Here is a 17516-nt window from a genome sequence, read left to right as displayed (position 1 = left end):
CATATACGGGGCAATAAAGTAGTGGCTATTTCCCTCTTTCTGTGGTATTGTTCGGTTGCCGAAAGGAGGCGACAATATGCAGAAAGAAACGGACTTCACGGTAGGCCGGTGGTGCAACCGCTGGTTCTGCGAGAACCGGGGCAGATGGAGCGGCAGCACCGTGGGCGGATACCGCAACCTGATCTACCGCCACATTCTCCCCGGAATCGGGGGTATCCCGCTGGTGGAACTGTCAGAATGCACCGTCACCAGCTTCTATGACAGCCTGCGGAGCCAGGGACTCAGCGCCAGAAGCGTCTGGTGCATTCATCTGCTCCTGCGGCGCTGTGTGGATGAAGCGGCCCGCGATCAGCGCATTCCATACAACCCGGTGCGACTCTGCCAGGAGCCACAAGCAGAAGAGTATGAAACAGCTCCCTTACGCCTGGGGCAGCTCCAGCGGTATCTGAACGCTGCGGAACAACTGGGCGCACTCCCTCTCATCTACACAGGACTCTCCAGCGGCCTGTGGCAATGTGAACTCATCACCTTGTCGTGGGCCGATTTTCATATCCGCTGCCGGTACATCCTCAAGGGGCAGCGCCTGCTGACCCTTAACAGCAAGGCGGAGCATCTCCTGGAGCAGATACCGGAAACCGGCCGCTATGTGTTCCTCAACCCCAAGACCGGAGCGCCGTATCAGCTCCACGAGTTCTACTACCTCCACAAGCGGATACTCAAACAGGCGGGGTTGCCGTGGGCGGCCTTCCGGAACCTGCAACACCAATGCGGGGAGGTGGGGATATGACGCTGAGAGAGTATATCCTCCGCTGGCAGGAGGTCTATGACAAGAACCAGAGCAGGCCGACTACCTACGCGGCCCACGGTTACATCTTTAAGAACCATATCCTCCCTGGCCTGGGGGAGATCCCACTCTCTGAATTGACCGTGGAGCAGGTGGGAGATTTCCTGGAGGAGCGCAGGCACTTTGGCGGTCATCGCCCGGAAAGTCCCGAATACCCAGGACTGGGCGAACACACTATGCGGCACATCCTCCGGCTGCTCCAGCAATGTCTGGATCAGGCGATCCGAGATGGGCTGATAGCGGACAACCCCGCCCGTAGGTTTCACTATCCAAAGCCCAAGAAGGTCAGCGCCAATGTACTGACGGCATCAGAAGTGGAGGACTATCTGGACGCGGCAGAGCGGCTGGGTCACCTCCCCATGTTCCTGCTGGCGCTGACGGCGGGACTTCGGCAATGCGAACTGATTGCTCTGAAATGGAGCGACCTGGATGTAAAAGAGCGGACACTGACCATTACGGAGAATCGCTCGGTGGAGCGACGGGAGCTGGTGGAGTATGAAGACGGCACCAGGATCGTCAGTCTGACCCAGGAAGCGGTTGAACTCCTGCGCCTGGAACACGCCAAACATCCGGGAAGCCCTCTCATGTTCATGCACCCGGCCACCCAGAGGCCCTATTCACCCCAGATGGTGCGCCGTCTGCACAATGAGGTCATCAAAGAGGCCGGGCTGGATCACATCAGGTTTGCGGATCTCCGGCACACCTGTGCCGTCCTGTCCCTGCAAAACGGAATGGACACAAAAGAGGTTTCTCAAATGCTGGGCCACTTCAGGATCGCAATGACGCGACAGAACTATGCACCATACCTGGCCCATACTGCCGCCAAAAGCGAAAGCAAGCCCAATGAAGCATCCACGGAAGATCTTAGGGAAGCGGCAAATATTCTGTATAATCTTCTGAGATTCTGATGGATATTCTGCGGAAGGTGTGGTATATGTTTGGGTCACAAGGAGATGATGACGATGGAAAACAAACTGCTCAAAGAGCTGTATGATTACTTTTATGTCCGCCCGGAGCTTGACGAACAGGAGAACGAAGTGGAGGAGTGCCATAAGGCGTTGATTGCAGCTCTGGAAAAGCCGGAGCGAAAACTGGTGCTGCGCATCATCGATGCCCAGGATTCTATTAGAGAACAGACATCCCTCGACAGCTTTGTGGCTGGCTTTGAACTGGCATGGAGGCTCTCAATCGAACTGCACAACGATGAAAACGAGCGCTCATTCTCCTGTCGGACCAGGAGAACGGGCGCTCATTGTGTATGGGAAGACGAAATATAAAATGAGCCTGGGCAGCTCTCGAAAAGCTGCCCAGGCATTCTGCTTGTAGGCTTGGTTCAGCGTTCCCACAGAAGGACCGCATCCACCACGGCCTGCTCAAATTCGGCCTGCGCCAGACCGGGGAGTTTCAGATAATCTCCCACCAAATAGTAGACCGCATCCACCTGCCGATCTACCTGATAGGTGGCTGTCTCAAAGTCGGTCAGCAGCCCGTTACCGATGCACAAATGTCCCTCACGGTTCGGCATCACATCCGAGCGAAGGGTACGGTCAAAATAGAGGAAAACAGCATTCCGTCCGTCCATCTCCCGGCTGAAGCCGTGGAAAGAATCGTAGCTCCCGCCGTGATAGTAGAGGTCAATTACCTCATCCACCGCAAGCTCTGCCGTCACCAGACCGTCCGTATAGGCCACCGGCTGCGGGACATCAGCTGCCCCCGCCAAAACAATGGAGAAGATCAGCATGATCGCCACCGCAAACACAACCGCCCGCCGGCGCCCACGGGAAAACTTCTTCTTCACTTCCTGAAGAACACGGGCTTCCGTTTCCGACTCCTGAGAGAGCGAGGGGACAGGAGCCTCCTCCTTCATTTCCGCCAAACAGGCGTGGCATTCCTGGCATTGTGCCACATGGGCTTCGATCTCCTGCTTGCTGGCCTCGCTGCACAGCCCGTCGCAGTACAGGGGCAGCAGGTCGCGGATGATATCACATTTCATCATAACCCCTCCTTGATTTTCTGTTTCGCACGATAATAAGTCACTCTGGCCCAGTTTTCAGATTTGCCGAACAATTCGCCGATCTGTGTATAAGGTAGTTCCGCAAAGACCCGCAGGGTAAACACCTCCCGGTATGGCTCTGGCAGAGCATGGAGCCGCTGATGGATCTGGCGGGCATTTTCCTGGATGAGCAAATCCTCTTCTACATTCTGAGGGGAGGTCATCTGCTCCAGAGCCTCATCTCCCGCCTGCCGCTTTGCCTTTCTCAAGTAGGAGAGCCAACAGTTCTTCCCAATTTGGCACAACCATACGGACAGCCGGCATTTTCCTTGAAAGGAGGCGCTGTGTTCAATGGCGCGGCAGAAGGTCTCCTGAGTCAATTCTTCCGCCAACGCTTGGTTCCCACAGAGTCCTGCCAGATAGCGGTACACCACTGGGAACTGCTCCTTGTACAACTGATCGAAATCCATCCACATCACCTCGCTTTCTGCCTATATGCCGCACATCGGTACGAGTTGTTACAAAATTAATGCTGCCTTTTATTTTCTGGCGAGAACAACTTTGCCGCTTGTTTTTGAAAGAGTGAGCGATCAAGCAAGCTGTGCGATGAGCACAGACAGTCGGTTGCTGAACATCCGACCTACAGTCACGGCACTTGCCGCCAGCTTCGCCCTGTGGGCCACTGTATGGGTCCGAAGCTGCGGCGGTCAAAGAGATACCCGTACAGGTCCAACAGCCGCAACAACTACTTTTCAAAGGCTCAACTATATCATTTTCGTTAAAATGATATAGTTGAACCTTGACACGAACAAGATTACTTGATATAGTTTAATTATATCATTATGAGAAAAATGATAAAATTGACCTAAAGTGGGGTACAGAATGCGCACCTACGATTTTGCCAAAAACTATGAAAAGCTGCTTGTCCCGGATATCGTGGCCCTGCTGACTCAGATTCATGAATACAAGGGAGAACAGGCTCTGTTTATCGAGGCCAAGGCCGATACCCTGACCAAACTGGTGGAGATCGCCAAGATCCAGAGCACCGAGGCCTCCAACAAAATCGAGGGCATTTATACCTCGGACGAGCGCCTGAAAAAGCTGGTGCAGGACAAGACCACCCCCCGCACCCGGAACGAGCAGGAGATCGCTGGCTACCGCGATGTGCTGGCCACCATCCATGAGAGCTTTGACTATATCCCACCCAAAGCCTCTATGATCCTGCAGCTCCACCGAGATCTCTATAAATTCAGCGGCGCGTCCTACGGCGGGCACTATAAAACAGCGGACAATGTAATCGCCGAGACGGATACTCAGGGAAATAAAAGCATTCGTTTTCAACCCCTTCCGGCCTGGGAGACGCCGGAGGCGGTGGACAGCCTCTGCCGAGCCTACGAGGAGGCTGTGGGGAAGGGTGACATGGATCCGCTGCTGCTGATTCCCATGTTCATTCTGGACTTCCTCTGTATTCATCCCTTTAACGATGGTAACGTCCGTATGAGCCGCCTGCTGACCCTGCTGTTGCTCTACCGGGCAGGCTATATCGTGGGCAAATATATCAGTATTGAAAAACTCATTGAGGAGAGCAAGGAAACCTATTATGAGACCTTCCAGCAGAGCTCCCAAGGATGGCACGAGGGAACCAGCGACTATGCCCCCTTTGTGCGCTATACCCTGGGCGTAGTGGCGGCGGCCTACCGGGACTTTTCCGCCCGTGTGCAGGTTCTGGCCGTCAGTGGCATAAGTAAGCCGGACCGTATCCGGGAGATCATCAAGGGTACCCTGGGGAAGGTTACCAAGGCGGAGATCATCCAGCAGTGCCCCGATATTAGTAAAATCACGATACAGCGCACTCTGGCCGACCTGCAGAAGAGCGGGGAAATTCTGAAACTCAGCGGCGGGCGCTATACCGCCTATATTTGGAACAGTGAGAAATTATAAAATATGCAGAGGAGATGAGCATATGCCCAATGGCGGATACATCAGAAAATACAAGGAAGAACGGCCGGTTGTTGCGATCTGTTATGATTTTGATAAGACACTTTCGCCGGACGATATGCAGGCGCAGGGGTTTATTCAGGCTGTTGGGTATGAGATTTCTAAATTCTGGCAAGAGTCCAATGGTTTGGCTGGTAGTAACGATATGGACCAGAACCTGGCATATATGTTCAAGATGATGGAGACGGCAGAAGGTCGTGTCCTATTCACGAAGAAAGCACTGCTGGAGTACGGCACCAAGGTCCGTTTGTTTTCGGGTGTAGAGGATTGGTTCCGCCGCATCCGGGAGTACGGAGAAGATCATGGTGTCATAGTGGAGCACTATATCATTTCCTCCGGCTTGAAGGAGATGATCGAGGGAACTGCCATTGCCAATGAATTTGAGAAGATCTATGCAAGCACCTTCTTCTACAGCGAAAAAGGCGTAGCCAAGTGGCCCGCACAGGTGGTCAATTACACCAATAAGACGCAGTTTTTATTTCGGATTGAGAAAGGCGTTTTGGATATCAATGATCCAGGCGTGAATGAGTCGTTTGCTCCGGAGGACATCCGAGTGCCCTTCCGCAATATGATCTACATAGGTGATAGTGACACTGATATCCCCTGTATGAAGTTGGTTACTACCTATGGCGGACACTCGATTGGAGTCTATAATGCAGATACATTGGATAAGACAAAGGTCTACAAGATGATGCGGGAGGGGCGGATCCGATACTTTGCACCTGCTGATTATTCGGAAGGTACCCAATTGGACGAGCTTGTGAAAGCGATCATTGACAGGACTGCGACCAATGAGAGACTGGAAGGAATCCATTTCAGGTGTAAAAAGGAAAATATTGAGGCAGACAAGCAAAACAGCGAAGAAGAACTGGAAAAGACGGATTCGTTGATTTCGTTGGAGAACAGCCGTAGTTTTACAAGGACTCATGAGGTAATCAAGAAGTTGAGCCGATACAATACTTGGTCACCTGCAGAATTGAGCCTGCTGTTCCGAATTGCGGCGAACAACAGCCAGGTACGGTACATCATCCGTGATACTGATGTGAAACTGTTTTACAGCCAACTGTTAGGTAAGGTCAAAAAAGAGACAGAAGAAGTAAAAATTATACGAGAACTGTTGGAGAATGAGGAATAAACTATGCTGAACGGTGAACTGAAAAACAAAATCGACCGCCTCTGGGAGACCTTCTGGACCGGCGGCATTACCAACCCCCTGGATGTGGTGGAGCAGATGACCTATCTCATGTTCATCCACGACCTGGACGCCGCCGACAACCAGCGGGCCAAGGAGAGCGCTATGCTGGGGTTGCCCCACAAGAGCATCTTTTCCGGCGAGGTGCAGGTGGGGGAGCGGACCATTCCGGGCAATCAGCTCAAATGGTCAGTGTTCCACGATTTTCCCGCCGGACAGATGTATTCCGTCATGCAGGAGTGGGTGTTCCCCTTCATCAAGAACCTCCACGCCGACAAGGACAGTGCCTACGCCAAGTATATGGGGGACGCCATTTTCAAGATCCCCACGCCTCTGATGCTGGACAAGATCGTCACCGCCATGGACGAGATCTACGCCCAGGCGGAGCAGCTCCACGACGCCGATGTCCGGGGCGACATCTACGAATACCTCCTGTCCAAAATCGCCACCGCCGGGGTTAACGGCCAGTTCCGCACCCCCCGGCACATCATCCGCATGATGGTGGACATGATGGCCCCCCGGGCGGATGATGTGATCTGCGACCCGGCCTGCGGCACCGGCGGCTTCCTGGTGTCGGCCGGCGAGTATTTGAAGGAGAACAGGAAAGAAGAAATCTTCTTTGACCACCAGAAGAAGGACCACTACATGAACCACATGTTCCATGGCTACGACATGGACCGCACTATGCTGCGCATCGGGGCCATGAACATGATGACCCACGGCATCGACAACCCCTACATTGAGTATCGGGACAGCCTCAGCGACCAGAACATCGACCGGGAGAAGTACACCCTCATTTTGGCCAATCCCCCCTTCAAGGGGAGCCTGGACGCGGACATCGTGTCCGCCGACCTGCTGAAGGTGTGCAAGACCAAGAAAACCGAGCTGCTGTTCCTGGCCCTTTTTCTGAGGATGCTGAAGGTGGGCGGGCGGTGCGCCGTCATCGTGCCCGACGGGGTGCTGTTCGGCTCCTCCAAGGCCCACAAAGACATCCGCAGGGAGATCGTGGAGGGCAACCGGCTGGAGGCGGTGATTTCCATGCCCTCCGGGGTGTTCAAGCCCTACGCCGGGGTATCTACGGCGGTGCTGGTGTTCACCAAAACAGGCCACGGCGGCACGGATGATGTGTGGTTTTACGACATGAAGGCCGATGGCTTCTCTCTGGATGACAAGCGCACCGAGGTAAAGGAGAACGACATCCCCGATATTGTGGCCCGATTCCACAACCGTGAGGGGGAAAAGGCGCGGGAACGCACCGAGCAGTCCTTCCTGGTGCCCAGGGAGGAGATCGCCCAGAACGGCTATGACCTGTCTATCAATAAGTACAAGAAGGTGGAGTATGTCCCCGTGGAGTACCCCTCTACCCAGGAGATTCTGGCCGACCTCAAGGAGCTGGAGATGGAGATCACCAAGGGGCTGGCGGAGCTGGAGGAGATGGTGTGATGGCGAGATTGGGGGATGTTTTTTCGGTCATACGAAATGGCGCATCTATTAAACAAACAGATGGTGCAGGCGGGCTTCCAATTACCAGAATTGAGACAATCTCGAACAGAGAGGTTGATCGAAATAAACTTGGATATGCAGGAATTAAAGGTGCCGATAAGTATCGTGGGTACATTCTTCAAGATGGAGACATTCTAATGTCGCATATCAACAGCGAGAAACATTTGGGAAAAGTAGCTCTTTATAAAAAACAAGGAAATGAAATAATCATTCACGGAATGAACTTGCTAATGCTACGTGCAAATGAAGCTCTTGCCTATCCTCCATTTGCAGCATATTATTTTGAAACTAATATGTTTTTGAACCAGATTCAAAGAATTACAAAGAAATCTGTAAATCAAGCAAGTTTTACCGTTACAGCACTAAAAGAAATTGAGATGCCGCTTCCGCCGCTGGAGGAGCAGCGCCGCATTGCCGCCACACTGGACAAGGTCAGCGGCCTGATCGCCAAGCGCCGGGCGCAGCTGGACAAGCTGGACCTGTTGGTCAAAGCCCGGCTTGTGGAGATGTTTGGCGACCCAGAGACCAATCCAATGAATTGGTTAATTGTAGAAATTGGCTCAGTAATCAAATCAATTGATTCTGGATGGAGTGGAAACGGAAAACAACGAGAGAAAAAAGCGGGTGAAATTGCCGTTTTAAAGGTTAGTGCAGTAACAAAAGGCTATTTTATTCCAGAAGAATGCAAGGTTTTAGATGACCAAGAAAACATAAAAAAATATGTTTCCCCACAAAAAGGTGATCTACTGTTTAGTCGTGCAAATACAAAAGAAATGGTGGGTGCCACAGCAATTATCAGGGAAGATTATCCCGAGTTGATTTTGCCAGATAAGTTATGGAAAATCCGTTTTTCTGATCTAACTAATGTAATTTACATGAAGTATATTCTAAGTAGTCAGACTATTCGAAACAAGTTTTCGGCAGCATCCACAGGGACAAGCGGTTCCATGTATAATGTTTCCATGGAGAAGTTTAAAGCAATTCAAATACCTATGCCAGAAATCAGTATACAAAATCAATTTGCTTCTTTTGCCGAAAGCGTGGAGAAATCAAAATTGACGATTCGGCGGAGCCTTGATAAACTGGAAGCACTGAAAAAAGCCTTGCTGCAGCAATATTTTGGATAGATGAATGGAACGGGAGAATTTTAGAGAGACATGAATGTTACTTTTTTGATTGGTAACGGATTTGATAGAAATCTTGGCTTAGATACTACATATTCTGATTTTATCAAAGTGTACAAGGAATCGGATGCAAACACTCAAGCCTTAAAGAACTTCCGCTCCTTCATTACCGAAAACGAAGAACTATGGTCATCTGCAGAGCTTGCGTTTGGAAAGTATACCGGTGAGTTTGGCGGTGGTGAAGGAGAATGGTTTTCGGAATGTCAAGATGATTTTTGCCAAAATTTAGCGTTATATTTAAAAGAACAAGAGCTGCGTATTGATTATTCGACTAATAAAGATGCAATTTTTAAAGCATTTTCTCATCTGAATAATATAACTTCATCCTTCCCGACCCAAGAACGAGCAGTGTTGGATGGCGTATATAAGAATTGTGTATCTGAAGGAATTAGTTTCAATTTTATTTGCTATAACTATACTCGCACTTTAGACCAATGTCTTGCTGTACTGAAAGAAAAAAATTCTATAATTGGAACGCATAAACACGGTTCTCAAACATTAAACCATACAATTGGACAAATATGCCATGTCCACGGAACTGTTGAAAAGGACATGGTGTTTGGAGTAAATGATGAGTCACAAATCCTTAATGTAAAATTGTTTGATTGTGACGATGGAGATTTATACAAAAGTTTACTTATAAAAAGGCAAGCAAATGCATCCTATCTGGAAAATACTGATGGAAAAGCGAATCAAATGCTAACAAACAGTAAAATAATATATGTTTACGGAATGTCCGTTGGTGACACAGATAATTTGTGGTGGGATCGAATTTGCACATGGTTAGCTGAGGATAATACGCGTCATTTAATTTTACAAAAATATGAGATGCCGCCAAAGGGAGTTTTTCCTCGTCGTTATCAGCGGTTTGAACGCGAACAGCGTCGACAATTTATGGAGCATTCTCAACTTGCCGAAGAGAAAAAGAAACTCATTGAAAACCGTATTCATATAACTGGAGAAAATATCTTTCAAAGCATACATAATATTGCAAATCCTTCTGTTAGGAGAGTGTCAGAAGGGACTGAACAAATTACCGTAGAGGTGTAGATAATCTGTTTTGTATTATAGGTGATGCCATGACCAACTTTGATTTTCTCCTCTCCGACCCCCAATTTACCGTCTTCGGAGAGGTCGCTGTCGCAGCGGAAAAAATCTATACCATCGACCCGGCGGCCTGTGCCCTGAACTGCCGCCGGTGTATGGAGTTTGCTGTCAAATGGATGTACTCCGTGGACGGCGGGTTAGTCATGCCCTACGATGACCGGCTGGCCAGCCTTATGGACACCGAGGACTTTCGGGCCATCGTGGACCGGGATCTGTGGCAGCGTCTCAAGTACATCCGCCAGACAGGCAACGCCGCCGCCCATACCAGCAGGAAGATCGCTCCGGAGCAGGCCCGGCTGTGCCTGGAAAATCTATGGTACTTCATGGACTTTATCGCCTGCTGCTACGGCACGACTTATACGCCCGGAGAATTTGACCCGGCCCTGCTGGAGCAGCAGACCGCCACCCCGGCTCCCGCTCCCGTGCCGGAGGTGGACCTGGCCGCCCTCATGGCGGAAAATGAGGCTCTACGGGCAGAGCTCACCGCCCGTCGGGAGGCCCAGCAGCCCAGCTACACCCCCAAGCCCCTGGACCTGTCCGAGTACGAGACCCGCAAGCTGTACATTGACGCCATGCTCACCGACGCGGGCTGGACGGAAGGGAAGGACTGGCTCAATGAGGTGGAGCTGCCCGGTATGCCCAACAAGAGCGAGGTGGGCTATGCCGACTATGTGCTCTACGATGATGCCCACCGCCCCCTGGCCGTCATCGAGGCCAAGCGCACCTGTGTGGACCCGTCCAAGGGCCGCCAGCAGGCACAGGAGTACGCCAAAATTCTGGAAAAGAAGTATGGCCGCCGCCCGGTGATCTTCCTCACCAACGGCTTTGACACCCGCCTGGACGACGGGGCCTACCCGGAGCGGAAGGTGGCCGCCTTCTACTCCAAGCGGGATCTGGAGAAGCTCTTCAACCTTCGGGACATGCGGACAAGCCTCAAGTACATCCAGGTGGACCACGCCATCGCGGGACGCTACTATCAGGAGGGGGCAATCAAAGCCACCTGTCAGGCTTTGGCCCAGAACCGCCGGAAGGCCCTGCTGGTCATGGCCACCGGCTCCGGTAAGACCCGCACGGTCATCGCCCTGGTGAAGGTGCTCCTTCAGCACGGCTGGGTAAAGAATGTCCTCTTCCTGGCTGACCGCAACTCCTTGGTCACCCAGGCCAAGCGCAGCTTTGTGAACCTGCTGCCCGACCTCTCCGTGACCAACCTGTGCGAGGAGAAAGACAACTACACCGCCCACTGCGTCTTTTCCACCTATCAAACCATGATGAACTGCATCGACTCGGTGGAGGACGGAGAGGGCAAGCTGTTTACCGTAGGCCACTTTGACCTGGTGATCTGCGACGAGGCCCACCGTTCCATCTACAACAAGTACCGGGACATTTTTAACTACTTCGATGCCCCTCTGGTGGGCCTCACCGCCACCCCTAAAGACGAGATCGATAAGAACACCTATGAGGTCTTTGAACTGGAGAGCGGCGTGTCCACCTACGGCTACGAGTTGGCCCAGGCGGTAAAGGACGGTTTCCTGGTGGACTTCCTCACCGTGGAGAGCAAGCTGAAATTCCTGGAGGAGGGCATTTCCTACGCCGACCTATCCGAGGAGGAAAAGGCGGAGTATGAGGCCACTTTTACTGACGAGAACGGGGAGCTGCCCGAGCGGATTGAGTCCTCCGCCCTCAACGAGTGGCTGTTCAACGAGGACACCATCCGTCTGACCCTGAACCTGCTGATGACCAATGGCCTGAAGATCGACTACGGGGAGAAGCTGGGCAAGACCATCATCTTCGCCAAGAACCACCGCCACGCCGAAAAAATTCTGGAGGTCTTCGGCAAAGAGTATCCACACCTGCCCGGCTATGCCAAGGTCATCGACAACTACATGACCTACGCCCAGAGCGCCATCGACGAATTCTCTGACCCGAAAAAGCTGCCCCAGATTGCCATCTCCGTGGACATGCTGGATACCGGCATTGATGTACCCGAGGTGCTGAACCTGGTGTTCTTCAAGAAGGTTATGAGCAAGGCGAAGTTCTGGCAGATGATCGGCCGGGGTACCCGTTTGTGTCCGGGGTTGATAGACGGGGAGGACAAAACCAAGTTCTACATCTTCGACCTGTGCGGCAACTTTGAGTTCTTCCGAATGAACAAGGGCAAGGCCACTGCCAACCAGATGGCCCTGCAAAGTGCCATCTTCTATCTGAAAGCCCAGATCGTCTACAAGCTCCAGGACCTGGCCTATCAGACTGAAGACCTGATTCCATTCCGGGAGAAGCTGGTGGAGGAGATGCTGGCCAAGGTGCAGCAGCTGGACCGGGAGAACTTCGCCGTGCGGCAGCACCTGCGGTATGTGGAGAAGTTCGCCGACCCGGCGAGCTACCAGGCCCTCAGCTATGAGGATACGCTTCATCTGAAAGAGGAAGTGGCCCCCCTGCTCCAGCCGGATATGGACGAGGCCAGCGCCGTGCGGTTCGACGCGCTGATGTACGGGATCGAGCTGGCTTATCTGGTGGGCAAGACCTATAAGAAAGCCCGAAAGGACCTGGTGAAGAAGGTCAGCGGCGTGGCCAGCGTGGCCAACATCCCGGAGATCCGGGCCCAATCGGAACTCATCGAGAAGATCCTGCATACCGACTACCTGGACAACGCCGGGATCAACGAGTTTGAGCACATCCGGGAGTGCCTGCGGAATCTGATGAAGTATCTGCCCCACGACGGCGCGATTTACAACACCAATTTTACGGACGATATCCTCTCCGTGGAGTGGAAGGAGTCGGAGCTGGAGAACGACGACCTGAAAAACTACAAGGCCAAGGCGGAGTTCTATGTGCGCCAGCATCAGGACAAGCCCGCTATCGCCAAGCTGCGCTCAAATGTGCCGCTGACGGCGGAGGATGTAAAGGCGTTGGAGTCCATCCTCTGGAGTGAGGTGGGCACCAGACAAGACTATGAGGCCGAGGTGGGGCAGAAACCTCTGGGGGAGTTCGTCCGGGAGATCGTAGGTATGGATATGAACGCCGCCAAGGAGGCCTTTGCCCAGTACTTAAACGATGTCAATCTGGACAGCCGGCAGATCTACTTCGTCAACCAGATCGTGGAGTATATTGTCCATAATGGAGTCATGAAGGATCTGTCTGTGCTTCAGGAACCGCCCTTCACAGATCGTGGAAGTATCGTGGAGATTTTCACAGATCTGTCCCTGTGGGCTGGGATCAAAAGTGTCATCGACCGGATCAATGCCAACGCCGCGGCATAGATTAAGCCGCAGGAATAAAAAAGAGGGAGAGTCGGTCTTCATTAGCTCAGAGATTCTTGACCTGTTCCTTAGTTAGAACCGCAGGCGTAATAGAATGTGACCCTCAAATTCTACGGGGGAATAAAACAAAGAAAAGCCTCTTCCATTTACAACGGTTCCGTGCTCCGCTGTACTGAGGGCAGGAAGACAAATAGGGGGTGACCAGATGACAGAAAGAAAAATCCGTGCCGGGTACTACCGGCGGTACGATGGCAAGGTGGTCTATGTGGCCTCGCTGGCCACCGACGTCGACACCGGCGAGGAAAGTGTCATCTGGACCACCTATCCCTTCGCAGATGCTCCCAAGTACTACACCTCCAGCAAAAGTCCTTCTGCGCTTTTATCGAGGTGAACGGCGAGCGGAAAGCTAAGTATAAGCGATTGCTCAATATGAAGATCTCAGGGGAAGCCATAGAGCGGCTGGAGGAAGAAGGCTTCCGGGGACCGGTTCGTGGATGGCCTGTCCATTCGCAAGTAGGCAGAAGCCCATCAACTGAACCGTGGCAGCGTGGACTATCAGCAAAAGAAATTCTTCTTTGCCCTGGCTCGTCTGCTGAAAGAACGAGATGAGGCGGAGGGTACATGCCGACTGCGGAAACCAGCACATAAGTAAATAATCCAACCTAAAACGGAGCGCCTGCTACAAAGCAGACGCTCCGTTTTTCTGTCAAATGTATGTCAATAGGATGTGATTTCCCCAATACAAGTAGAGAGGCAACTCGGACACCATCCAAACATTATGTCAAATCTATGTCACACGCAAATGTTCGCGGCTAAAGAAGTAGAGGGAGTTTTGAGAAGGAGATGGTCAACATGAAAGAATCTGTCTACAAGAACTACGGCGAGGCAACGGTGCCGGGCACATCACCGTCCAGTGGGTATGAACTGATGCACGAACCGGATTTCCCGGTACTGCGTGTGGGCAGCTGCATGGTAGTGCCGAAAGAAAAGTACATTCAGTGGATGGAGGAGCATACGGGAGGTGCTATATGAAGTTCCAACAGTGGCCTAAACGAGATCCCGACAAAAACTATTTCAAGGTCCCCAATGAAGTATTTCACATCGGTCTCAGTTACCCGGAGATCTCCATCTACTGCTATCTGCTGAGCATCGAGGACAGAGAAACATACCAGTGCTACCCCAGCTACAAGACCATCGGCAAGGCGCTGGGTATGAGTGAGAACACCGTGAGCAAGTATGTGCGCAGCCTGGAGGAGAAAGGTCTCATCCGCACCGAGCCGACGATGGTGCGGAGCAAAGACGGCAGGCCCCTCAACGGGAATCTGCTCTACACCATCCGTCCGATCCAGGCGGCAATCGAATTGTTCTACGAGCGGCAGTTCCAGCAACTGGAGGAGGATGCCGCCCGCCAGAGGGCGGTGGAACGCCTCGCAGAATCGGCCCGTGAAAGCCCCCAGAACGCCCTGTGTGCGCCTTTCGGAGAGGAAGCGAGTCCCAGTGCCGACCCGGGGTTGGAGGCCCGATTTGGCCCGCTTTCGGAGGTGCTCCCGGGGACGAAAGAAAAAGCAGGATAAACGACGGGGTCGCAAGCGCCCCCGTCAGAAGCACCTCTGCCCGCAGTGCGGGCAGTTGCGGGGGCTTTTGCGGGGATTGGAAATGGGGTCAAAATCCGGACTGTGACATCATCTCTGCGGTCACAATCCCCGAAAGCCTACTGCCACAAGGAAAAAACAGGGGTCAACCCCCCGGAAAGGAGAACATTATGAGCAAAAAAGAGAAATTCCCACTCTACCTGTCGCCGGAGAAAAAGGCTATCCTGGAGCGCCGGTATCAGGAGGACGGGAGCCGGAGCATCACCGCCTTCATTGAGCGGGCGGTGGACTTTTATCTGGACTACCTCAGCGCCAACAACGCCGGACTGTTTCTCCCCACCTCCATCAAGTCCTACCTGGACGGAAGGATGGGACAGCTGGAGGTGCGGCTGTCCTCCATCGCCTTCCGGCAGGCAGTGGAGCAGGACATGGTGGCCAGTATCCTCGCCGACGCGTATCAGTTCAGTGGCGAAGATCTGCGCCGACGGCGGGCGGAGAGCGTTCAAAATGTGCGGAAAACCAATGGCCGCATCTCGCTGGAGCAGCGGGTGCGGGACGCTTGGGAGGAGGACGATGAGTGGCAGGATTGATTGTGAAAAGTCCTTATCTCAAGTGTGGAGGCGGCAGTTCGGTCAGCGGCTATCTGCGGTATATCGGTACACGGGAACGGGTGGAGATCCTCCCGGATGACCGTCCACCCACCCGCAAACAGGAGCAGCTCATCACCAAACTGACAAAGGATTTCCCGGAGGCCAGGGAGCTGGGCGAGTATTCCGATTACAAAGACACGCCCACCAAGGCCAATGCCTCTGTCTTTATCACCCGAGCACTGGAGGAAAACTGGTCTCAAGTGCAGCAGTCAGACGACTACATGAAGTACATCGCTACTCGGCCTCGTGCGGAACGGCTTGGTAATCACGGGCTCTTTGGTGATGAGGAGACTGTGAGTTTGGAACAGGCCATGCAGGAACTGGATCAGTACAACGGAAATGTGTGGACGCATATTCTCTCCCTGAAGCGAGAGGACGCTGCGCGTCTTGGATATGACAATGCCAAAGCGTGGCGGAATTTGCTCCGAGCAAATCGCAATGAAATTGCCGCCGCCATGAATATTCAACCGAACCACTTCCGCTGGTACGCTGCCTTCCACGATGAGGGCAAGCATCCCCATGTCCACATGATGGCATGGTCGACACAACCGGGAGAAGCATATCTCACGCGGGACGGCATCCGCAATATCAAATCCACGCTCACCAATCAGATCTTCAAACAGGAGATGCTCCACACCTATGAGCAGAAGTCACAGTCGAGAGACGAACTGGTGCGGGAGGCCCGCCGCATGATCCGGCATCTCACCCAGGAGATGACACGAAGCATCTGTACGGCTCCTGAGATTGAGCAGAAGATGGAGCAGCTGGCCGGACAGCTGGAAACGGTCAAGGGCAAAAAGTCCTATGGCTACCTTCCCAAGTCCGTGAAGAAAACCGTGGATGAGGTAGTGGACAAGCTGGAGGAGCTGCCGGTAGTGCGTGAGTGCTACGACCGGTGGTGCAGGCTCCAGGGCGAGGTAGAGAGCTACTACCACGACAACCCCAGAGAACGGAAAAGGCTGTCCCAGGAGAAAGAGTTCCGGCAGATCAAAAACGCTGTCATCCAGGAGGCGGAGCACATCCGTCTGGGTGAGATCTCCTTCGAGGACGATGACTTGGCTGAGCACGACGAGCCGGAACCGGCGCATCGTGAGTCCAATGCCTGCCGGGAACTGTGGCGAATCATTCGGAACGAGGACATTTCTCTGGACTACCGTGACCGGGCGGCAGAGAAGTTGGAACAGGTGGCAGAGTGCGGCGACGCCTATGCGCAATACCGAATGGGACAACTCTACCGGGACGGCCCTTTGCTGATTCCTGACAACCGCAAGGCCAAACACTGGCTCACTCAGGCAGCGAAACAGGGCCTGCCTGAAGCACAGTATGCCCTTGGCAAGCTGCTTCTCTCTGACGATTGGGAAGTGCGGGACCCGGACGAGGGCATCCGTTGGCTGAAACAGGCGGCGGAAAACGGAAGCCACTTCGCCGCTTACCGTTTGGGCAAAGAGTATCTGGAGGGAAACGCTGTCAACATGGACACCACCAGAGCGGCGGATTGGTTCACCAAATCGGCGGAGGCAGGAAACCAGTACGCCCAGTACATGCTGGGCAAGCTGCACCTGACGGGACAAGGGCTTTCTCAGGACCAGGCGCAGGCAATGGTGTGGTTCAGCCGTTCCGCCGCCCAAGGAAATTCATACGCCCAGTTCTTTCTGGAGCAGAGAAGCGATCTCCGACCGCCCTCTGTGATGCTGGCGGTCACTCAGTTGCTCTACCACATGAGCCGGATCTTCCAAGACAACTCTGTGCCGCCCGCCGTCCCAATGGGCCAGCAGGTGGATCGAAAACTCAGGCGGAAGATCTAGGAGAAGAAGATTGCTATGGGCCACAAGCCGGATGACCATGAGGAGCAGTGGCCTGAAATGACCATGTAAGCGGCGCAGAATATGGGCCGCAAAACAAAGAATAAAATCCCTTCTGGCAGAAGGGTAGAAAGGAATCCAATGAAACGATCCAAATACAACTCTTTCAATGAACTGCCCCTGATGCTGACCGTGCAGGATGTGGCCGATGTGCTGGGTATCGGGCTGGCCCACGCCTACGAGGTAGCCCACCGGCAGGATTTCCCCACCATCACCCTGGGCAGCCGGATCATTGTCCCCCGTGATAAGTTCATGGCGTGGATCGATGAGCAGGCGGCCAAAAAGACGGAAATATTTTAGTGGCTATTCCAAAGATTCTGTGGTATTTGTTTGT

The 17516-nt window shown here is 53.1% G+C and carries 17 protein-coding genes; 15 read left to right on the top strand and 2 right to left on the bottom strand.

Annotated elements, in window-relative coordinates; all coding sequences use genetic code 11:
- Nucleotides 1–76 precede the first annotated feature (76 nt).
- The 3 genes from L9O85_RS09330 to L9O85_RS09320 are packed head-to-tail and all read left to right on the top strand — an operon-like array spanning nt 77 to nt 2121.
- A complete protein-coding gene (locus L9O85_RS09330; RefSeq protein WP_301578491.1) occupies nt 77–787 on the top strand; it encodes a tyrosine-type recombinase/integrase in 711 nt (236 codons plus the stop codon).
- Nucleotides 784–1752 carry a tyrosine-type recombinase/integrase gene (locus tag L9O85_RS09325; protein ID WP_301578490.1) on the top strand — a complete coding sequence of 323 codons (969 nt, stop codon included), beginning with the start codon at nt 784–786 and terminating at the stop codon, nt 1750–1752. The genes L9O85_RS09330 and L9O85_RS09325 overlap by 4 nt, the downstream gene beginning before the upstream one ends.
- Nucleotides 1753–1806: 54 nt before the next feature.
- On the top strand, nt 1807–2121 hold the full coding sequence (locus tag L9O85_RS09320) for a DUF6809 family protein (protein ID WP_329737178.1): 315 nt from the start codon (nt 1807–1809) through the stop codon (nt 2119–2121).
- Between the two features lie 56 nt (nt 2122–2177).
- Here L9O85_RS09320 and L9O85_RS09315 read toward each other — a convergent pair whose 3' ends face one another.
- Nucleotides 2178–2840: an anti-sigma factor family protein gene (locus L9O85_RS09315; RefSeq protein ID WP_301578489.1), complete on the bottom strand. Its 663-nt coding sequence runs from the start codon at nt 2838–2840 to the stop codon at nt 2178–2180.
- Nucleotides 2837–3307, bottom strand: coding sequence for an RNA polymerase sigma factor (locus tag L9O85_RS09310; protein WP_301578488.1), 471 nt, complete (start codon nt 3305–3307; stop codon nt 2837–2839). Before L9O85_RS09310 ends, L9O85_RS09315 begins: the two co-directional genes overlap by 4 nt.
- Nucleotides 3308–3719: 412 nt before the next feature.
- Here L9O85_RS09310 and L9O85_RS09305 point away from each other — a divergent pair, with 412 nt between their 5' ends.
- The 12 genes from L9O85_RS09305 to L9O85_RS09250 all read left to right on the top strand — a co-directional run bounded on the left by L9O85_RS09305 (nt 3720) and on the right by L9O85_RS09250 (nt 17482).
- The gene (locus tag L9O85_RS09305; RefSeq protein ID WP_301578487.1) at nt 3720–4778 is read left to right on the top strand and encodes a Fic family protein; all 1059 of its coding nucleotides are present in this window, start codon (nt 3720–3722) and stop codon (nt 4776–4778) included.
- 22 nt (nt 4779–4800) lie between these two features.
- A complete protein-coding gene (locus tag L9O85_RS09300) occupies nt 4801–5970 on the top strand; it encodes an HAD family hydrolase (protein ID WP_301578486.1) in 1170 nt (389 codons plus the stop codon).
- A 3-nt stretch (nt 5971–5973) separates the two neighbouring features.
- Entirely contained in the window at nt 5974–7470 is a 1497-nt protein-coding gene (locus tag L9O85_RS09295; protein ID WP_301578485.1) for an HsdM family class I SAM-dependent methyltransferase, read from the top strand.
- Complete coding sequence (locus L9O85_RS09290; protein WP_301580151.1) at nt 7470–8657, top strand: restriction endonuclease subunit S; 1188 nt, start codon at nt 7470–7472, stop codon at nt 8655–8657. Before L9O85_RS09295 ends, L9O85_RS09290 begins: the two co-directional genes overlap by 1 nt.
- A gap of 30 nt (nt 8658–8687) precedes the next feature.
- Nucleotides 8688–9764 (top strand): AbiH family protein, encoded by a 1077-nt coding sequence (locus L9O85_RS09285; RefSeq protein WP_301578484.1) that lies wholly within the window; start codon nt 8688–8690, stop codon nt 9762–9764.
- Between the two features lie 29 nt (nt 9765–9793).
- Entirely contained in the window at nt 9794–13078 is a 3285-nt protein-coding gene (locus L9O85_RS09280; RefSeq protein WP_301578483.1) for a DEAD/DEAH box helicase family protein, read from the top strand.
- 205 nt (nt 13079–13283) lie between these two features.
- A complete protein-coding gene (locus tag L9O85_RS09275) occupies nt 13284–13469 on the top strand; it encodes a hypothetical protein (RefSeq protein ID WP_242850314.1) in 186 nt (61 codons plus the stop codon).
- Nucleotides 13470–13930: 461 nt separating this feature from the next.
- Nucleotides 13931–14110, top strand: coding sequence for a DNA-binding protein (locus L9O85_RS09270; RefSeq protein ID WP_108980977.1), 180 nt, complete (start codon nt 13931–13933; stop codon nt 14108–14110).
- Complete coding sequence (locus L9O85_RS09265; protein WP_301578482.1) at nt 14107–14652, top strand: helix-turn-helix domain-containing protein; 546 nt, start codon at nt 14107–14109, stop codon at nt 14650–14652. The genes L9O85_RS09270 and L9O85_RS09265 overlap by 4 nt, the downstream gene beginning before the upstream one ends.
- A 188-nt stretch (nt 14653–14840) precedes the next feature.
- Nucleotides 14841–15260 carry a hypothetical protein gene (locus L9O85_RS09260; RefSeq protein ID WP_301578481.1) on the top strand — a complete coding sequence of 140 codons (420 nt, stop codon included), beginning with the start codon at nt 14841–14843 and terminating at the stop codon, nt 15258–15260.
- The gene (mobP3, locus tag L9O85_RS09255; protein ID WP_301578480.1) at nt 15248–17125 is read left to right on the top strand and encodes a MobP3 family relaxase; all 1878 of its coding nucleotides are present in this window, start codon (nt 15248–15250) and stop codon (nt 17123–17125) included. The genes L9O85_RS09260 and mobP3 overlap by 13 nt, the downstream gene beginning before the upstream one ends.
- 138 nt (nt 17126–17263) lie before the next feature.
- Entirely contained in the window at nt 17264–17482 is a 219-nt protein-coding gene (locus L9O85_RS09250; RefSeq protein WP_008980528.1) for a helix-turn-helix domain-containing protein, read from the top strand.
- Nucleotides 17483–17516: the final 34 nt, after the last annotated feature.

It is taken from the genome of Lawsonibacter asaccharolyticus, assembly GCF_022453915.1.
GTDB classification, from domain to species: Bacteria; Bacillota; Clostridia; order Oscillospirales; family Oscillospiraceae; genus Lawsonibacter; species Lawsonibacter asaccharolyticus.
The sequence above is the reverse complement of the archived record's forward strand: the minus strand, read 5'-3'. Positions and strand labels throughout refer to the sequence as shown.

What these genes read in the sequence shown, in the direction of transcription:
- L9O85_RS09260 (WP_301578481.1), top strand. Translation starts at nt 14,841, where the DNA reads ATGAGCAAAAAAGAGAAATTCCCACTCTACCTGTCGCCGGAGAAAAAG.
- L9O85_RS09270 (WP_108980977.1), top strand. Translation starts at nt 13,931, where the DNA reads ATGAAAGAATCTGTCTACAAGAACTACGGCGAGGCAACGGTGCCGGGC.
- L9O85_RS09290 (WP_301580151.1), top strand. Translation starts at nt 7,470, where the DNA reads ATGGCGAGATTGGGGGATGTTTTTTCGGTCATACGAAATGGCGCATCT.
- L9O85_RS09300 (WP_301578486.1), top strand. Translation starts at nt 4,801, where the DNA reads ATGCCCAATGGCGGATACATCAGAAAATACAAGGAAGAACGGCCGGTT.
- L9O85_RS09320 (WP_329737178.1), top strand. Translation starts at nt 1,807, where the DNA reads ATGGAAAACAAACTGCTCAAAGAGCTGTATGATTACTTTTATGTCCGC.
- L9O85_RS09315 (WP_301578489.1), bottom strand. Translation starts at nt 2,840, where the DNA reads ATGATGAAATGTGATATCATCCGCGACCTGCTGCCCCTGTACTGCGAC.
- L9O85_RS09275 (WP_242850314.1), top strand. Translation starts at nt 13,284, where the DNA reads ATGACAGAAAGAAAAATCCGTGCCGGGTACTACCGGCGGTACGATGGC.
- L9O85_RS09295 (WP_301578485.1), top strand. Translation starts at nt 5,974, where the DNA reads ATGCTGAACGGTGAACTGAAAAACAAAATCGACCGCCTCTGGGAGACC.
- L9O85_RS09280 (WP_301578483.1), top strand. Translation starts at nt 9,794, where the DNA reads ATGACCAACTTTGATTTTCTCCTCTCCGACCCCCAATTTACCGTCTTC.
- L9O85_RS09265 (WP_301578482.1), top strand. Translation starts at nt 14,107, where the DNA reads ATGAAGTTCCAACAGTGGCCTAAACGAGATCCCGACAAAAACTATTTC.
- L9O85_RS09250 (WP_008980528.1), top strand. Translation starts at nt 17,264, where the DNA reads ATGAAACGATCCAAATACAACTCTTTCAATGAACTGCCCCTGATGCTG.
- L9O85_RS09305 (WP_301578487.1), top strand. Translation starts at nt 3,720, where the DNA reads ATGCGCACCTACGATTTTGCCAAAAACTATGAAAAGCTGCTTGTCCCG.
- L9O85_RS09285 (WP_301578484.1), top strand. Translation starts at nt 8,688, where the DNA reads ATGAATGTTACTTTTTTGATTGGTAACGGATTTGATAGAAATCTTGGC.
- L9O85_RS09330 (WP_301578491.1), top strand. Translation starts at nt 77, where the DNA reads ATGCAGAAAGAAACGGACTTCACGGTAGGCCGGTGGTGCAACCGCTGG.
- L9O85_RS09325 (WP_301578490.1), top strand. Translation starts at nt 784, where the DNA reads ATGACGCTGAGAGAGTATATCCTCCGCTGGCAGGAGGTCTATGACAAG.
- L9O85_RS09310 (WP_301578488.1), bottom strand. Translation starts at nt 3,307, where the DNA reads ATGGATTTCGATCAGTTGTACAAGGAGCAGTTCCCAGTGGTGTACCGC.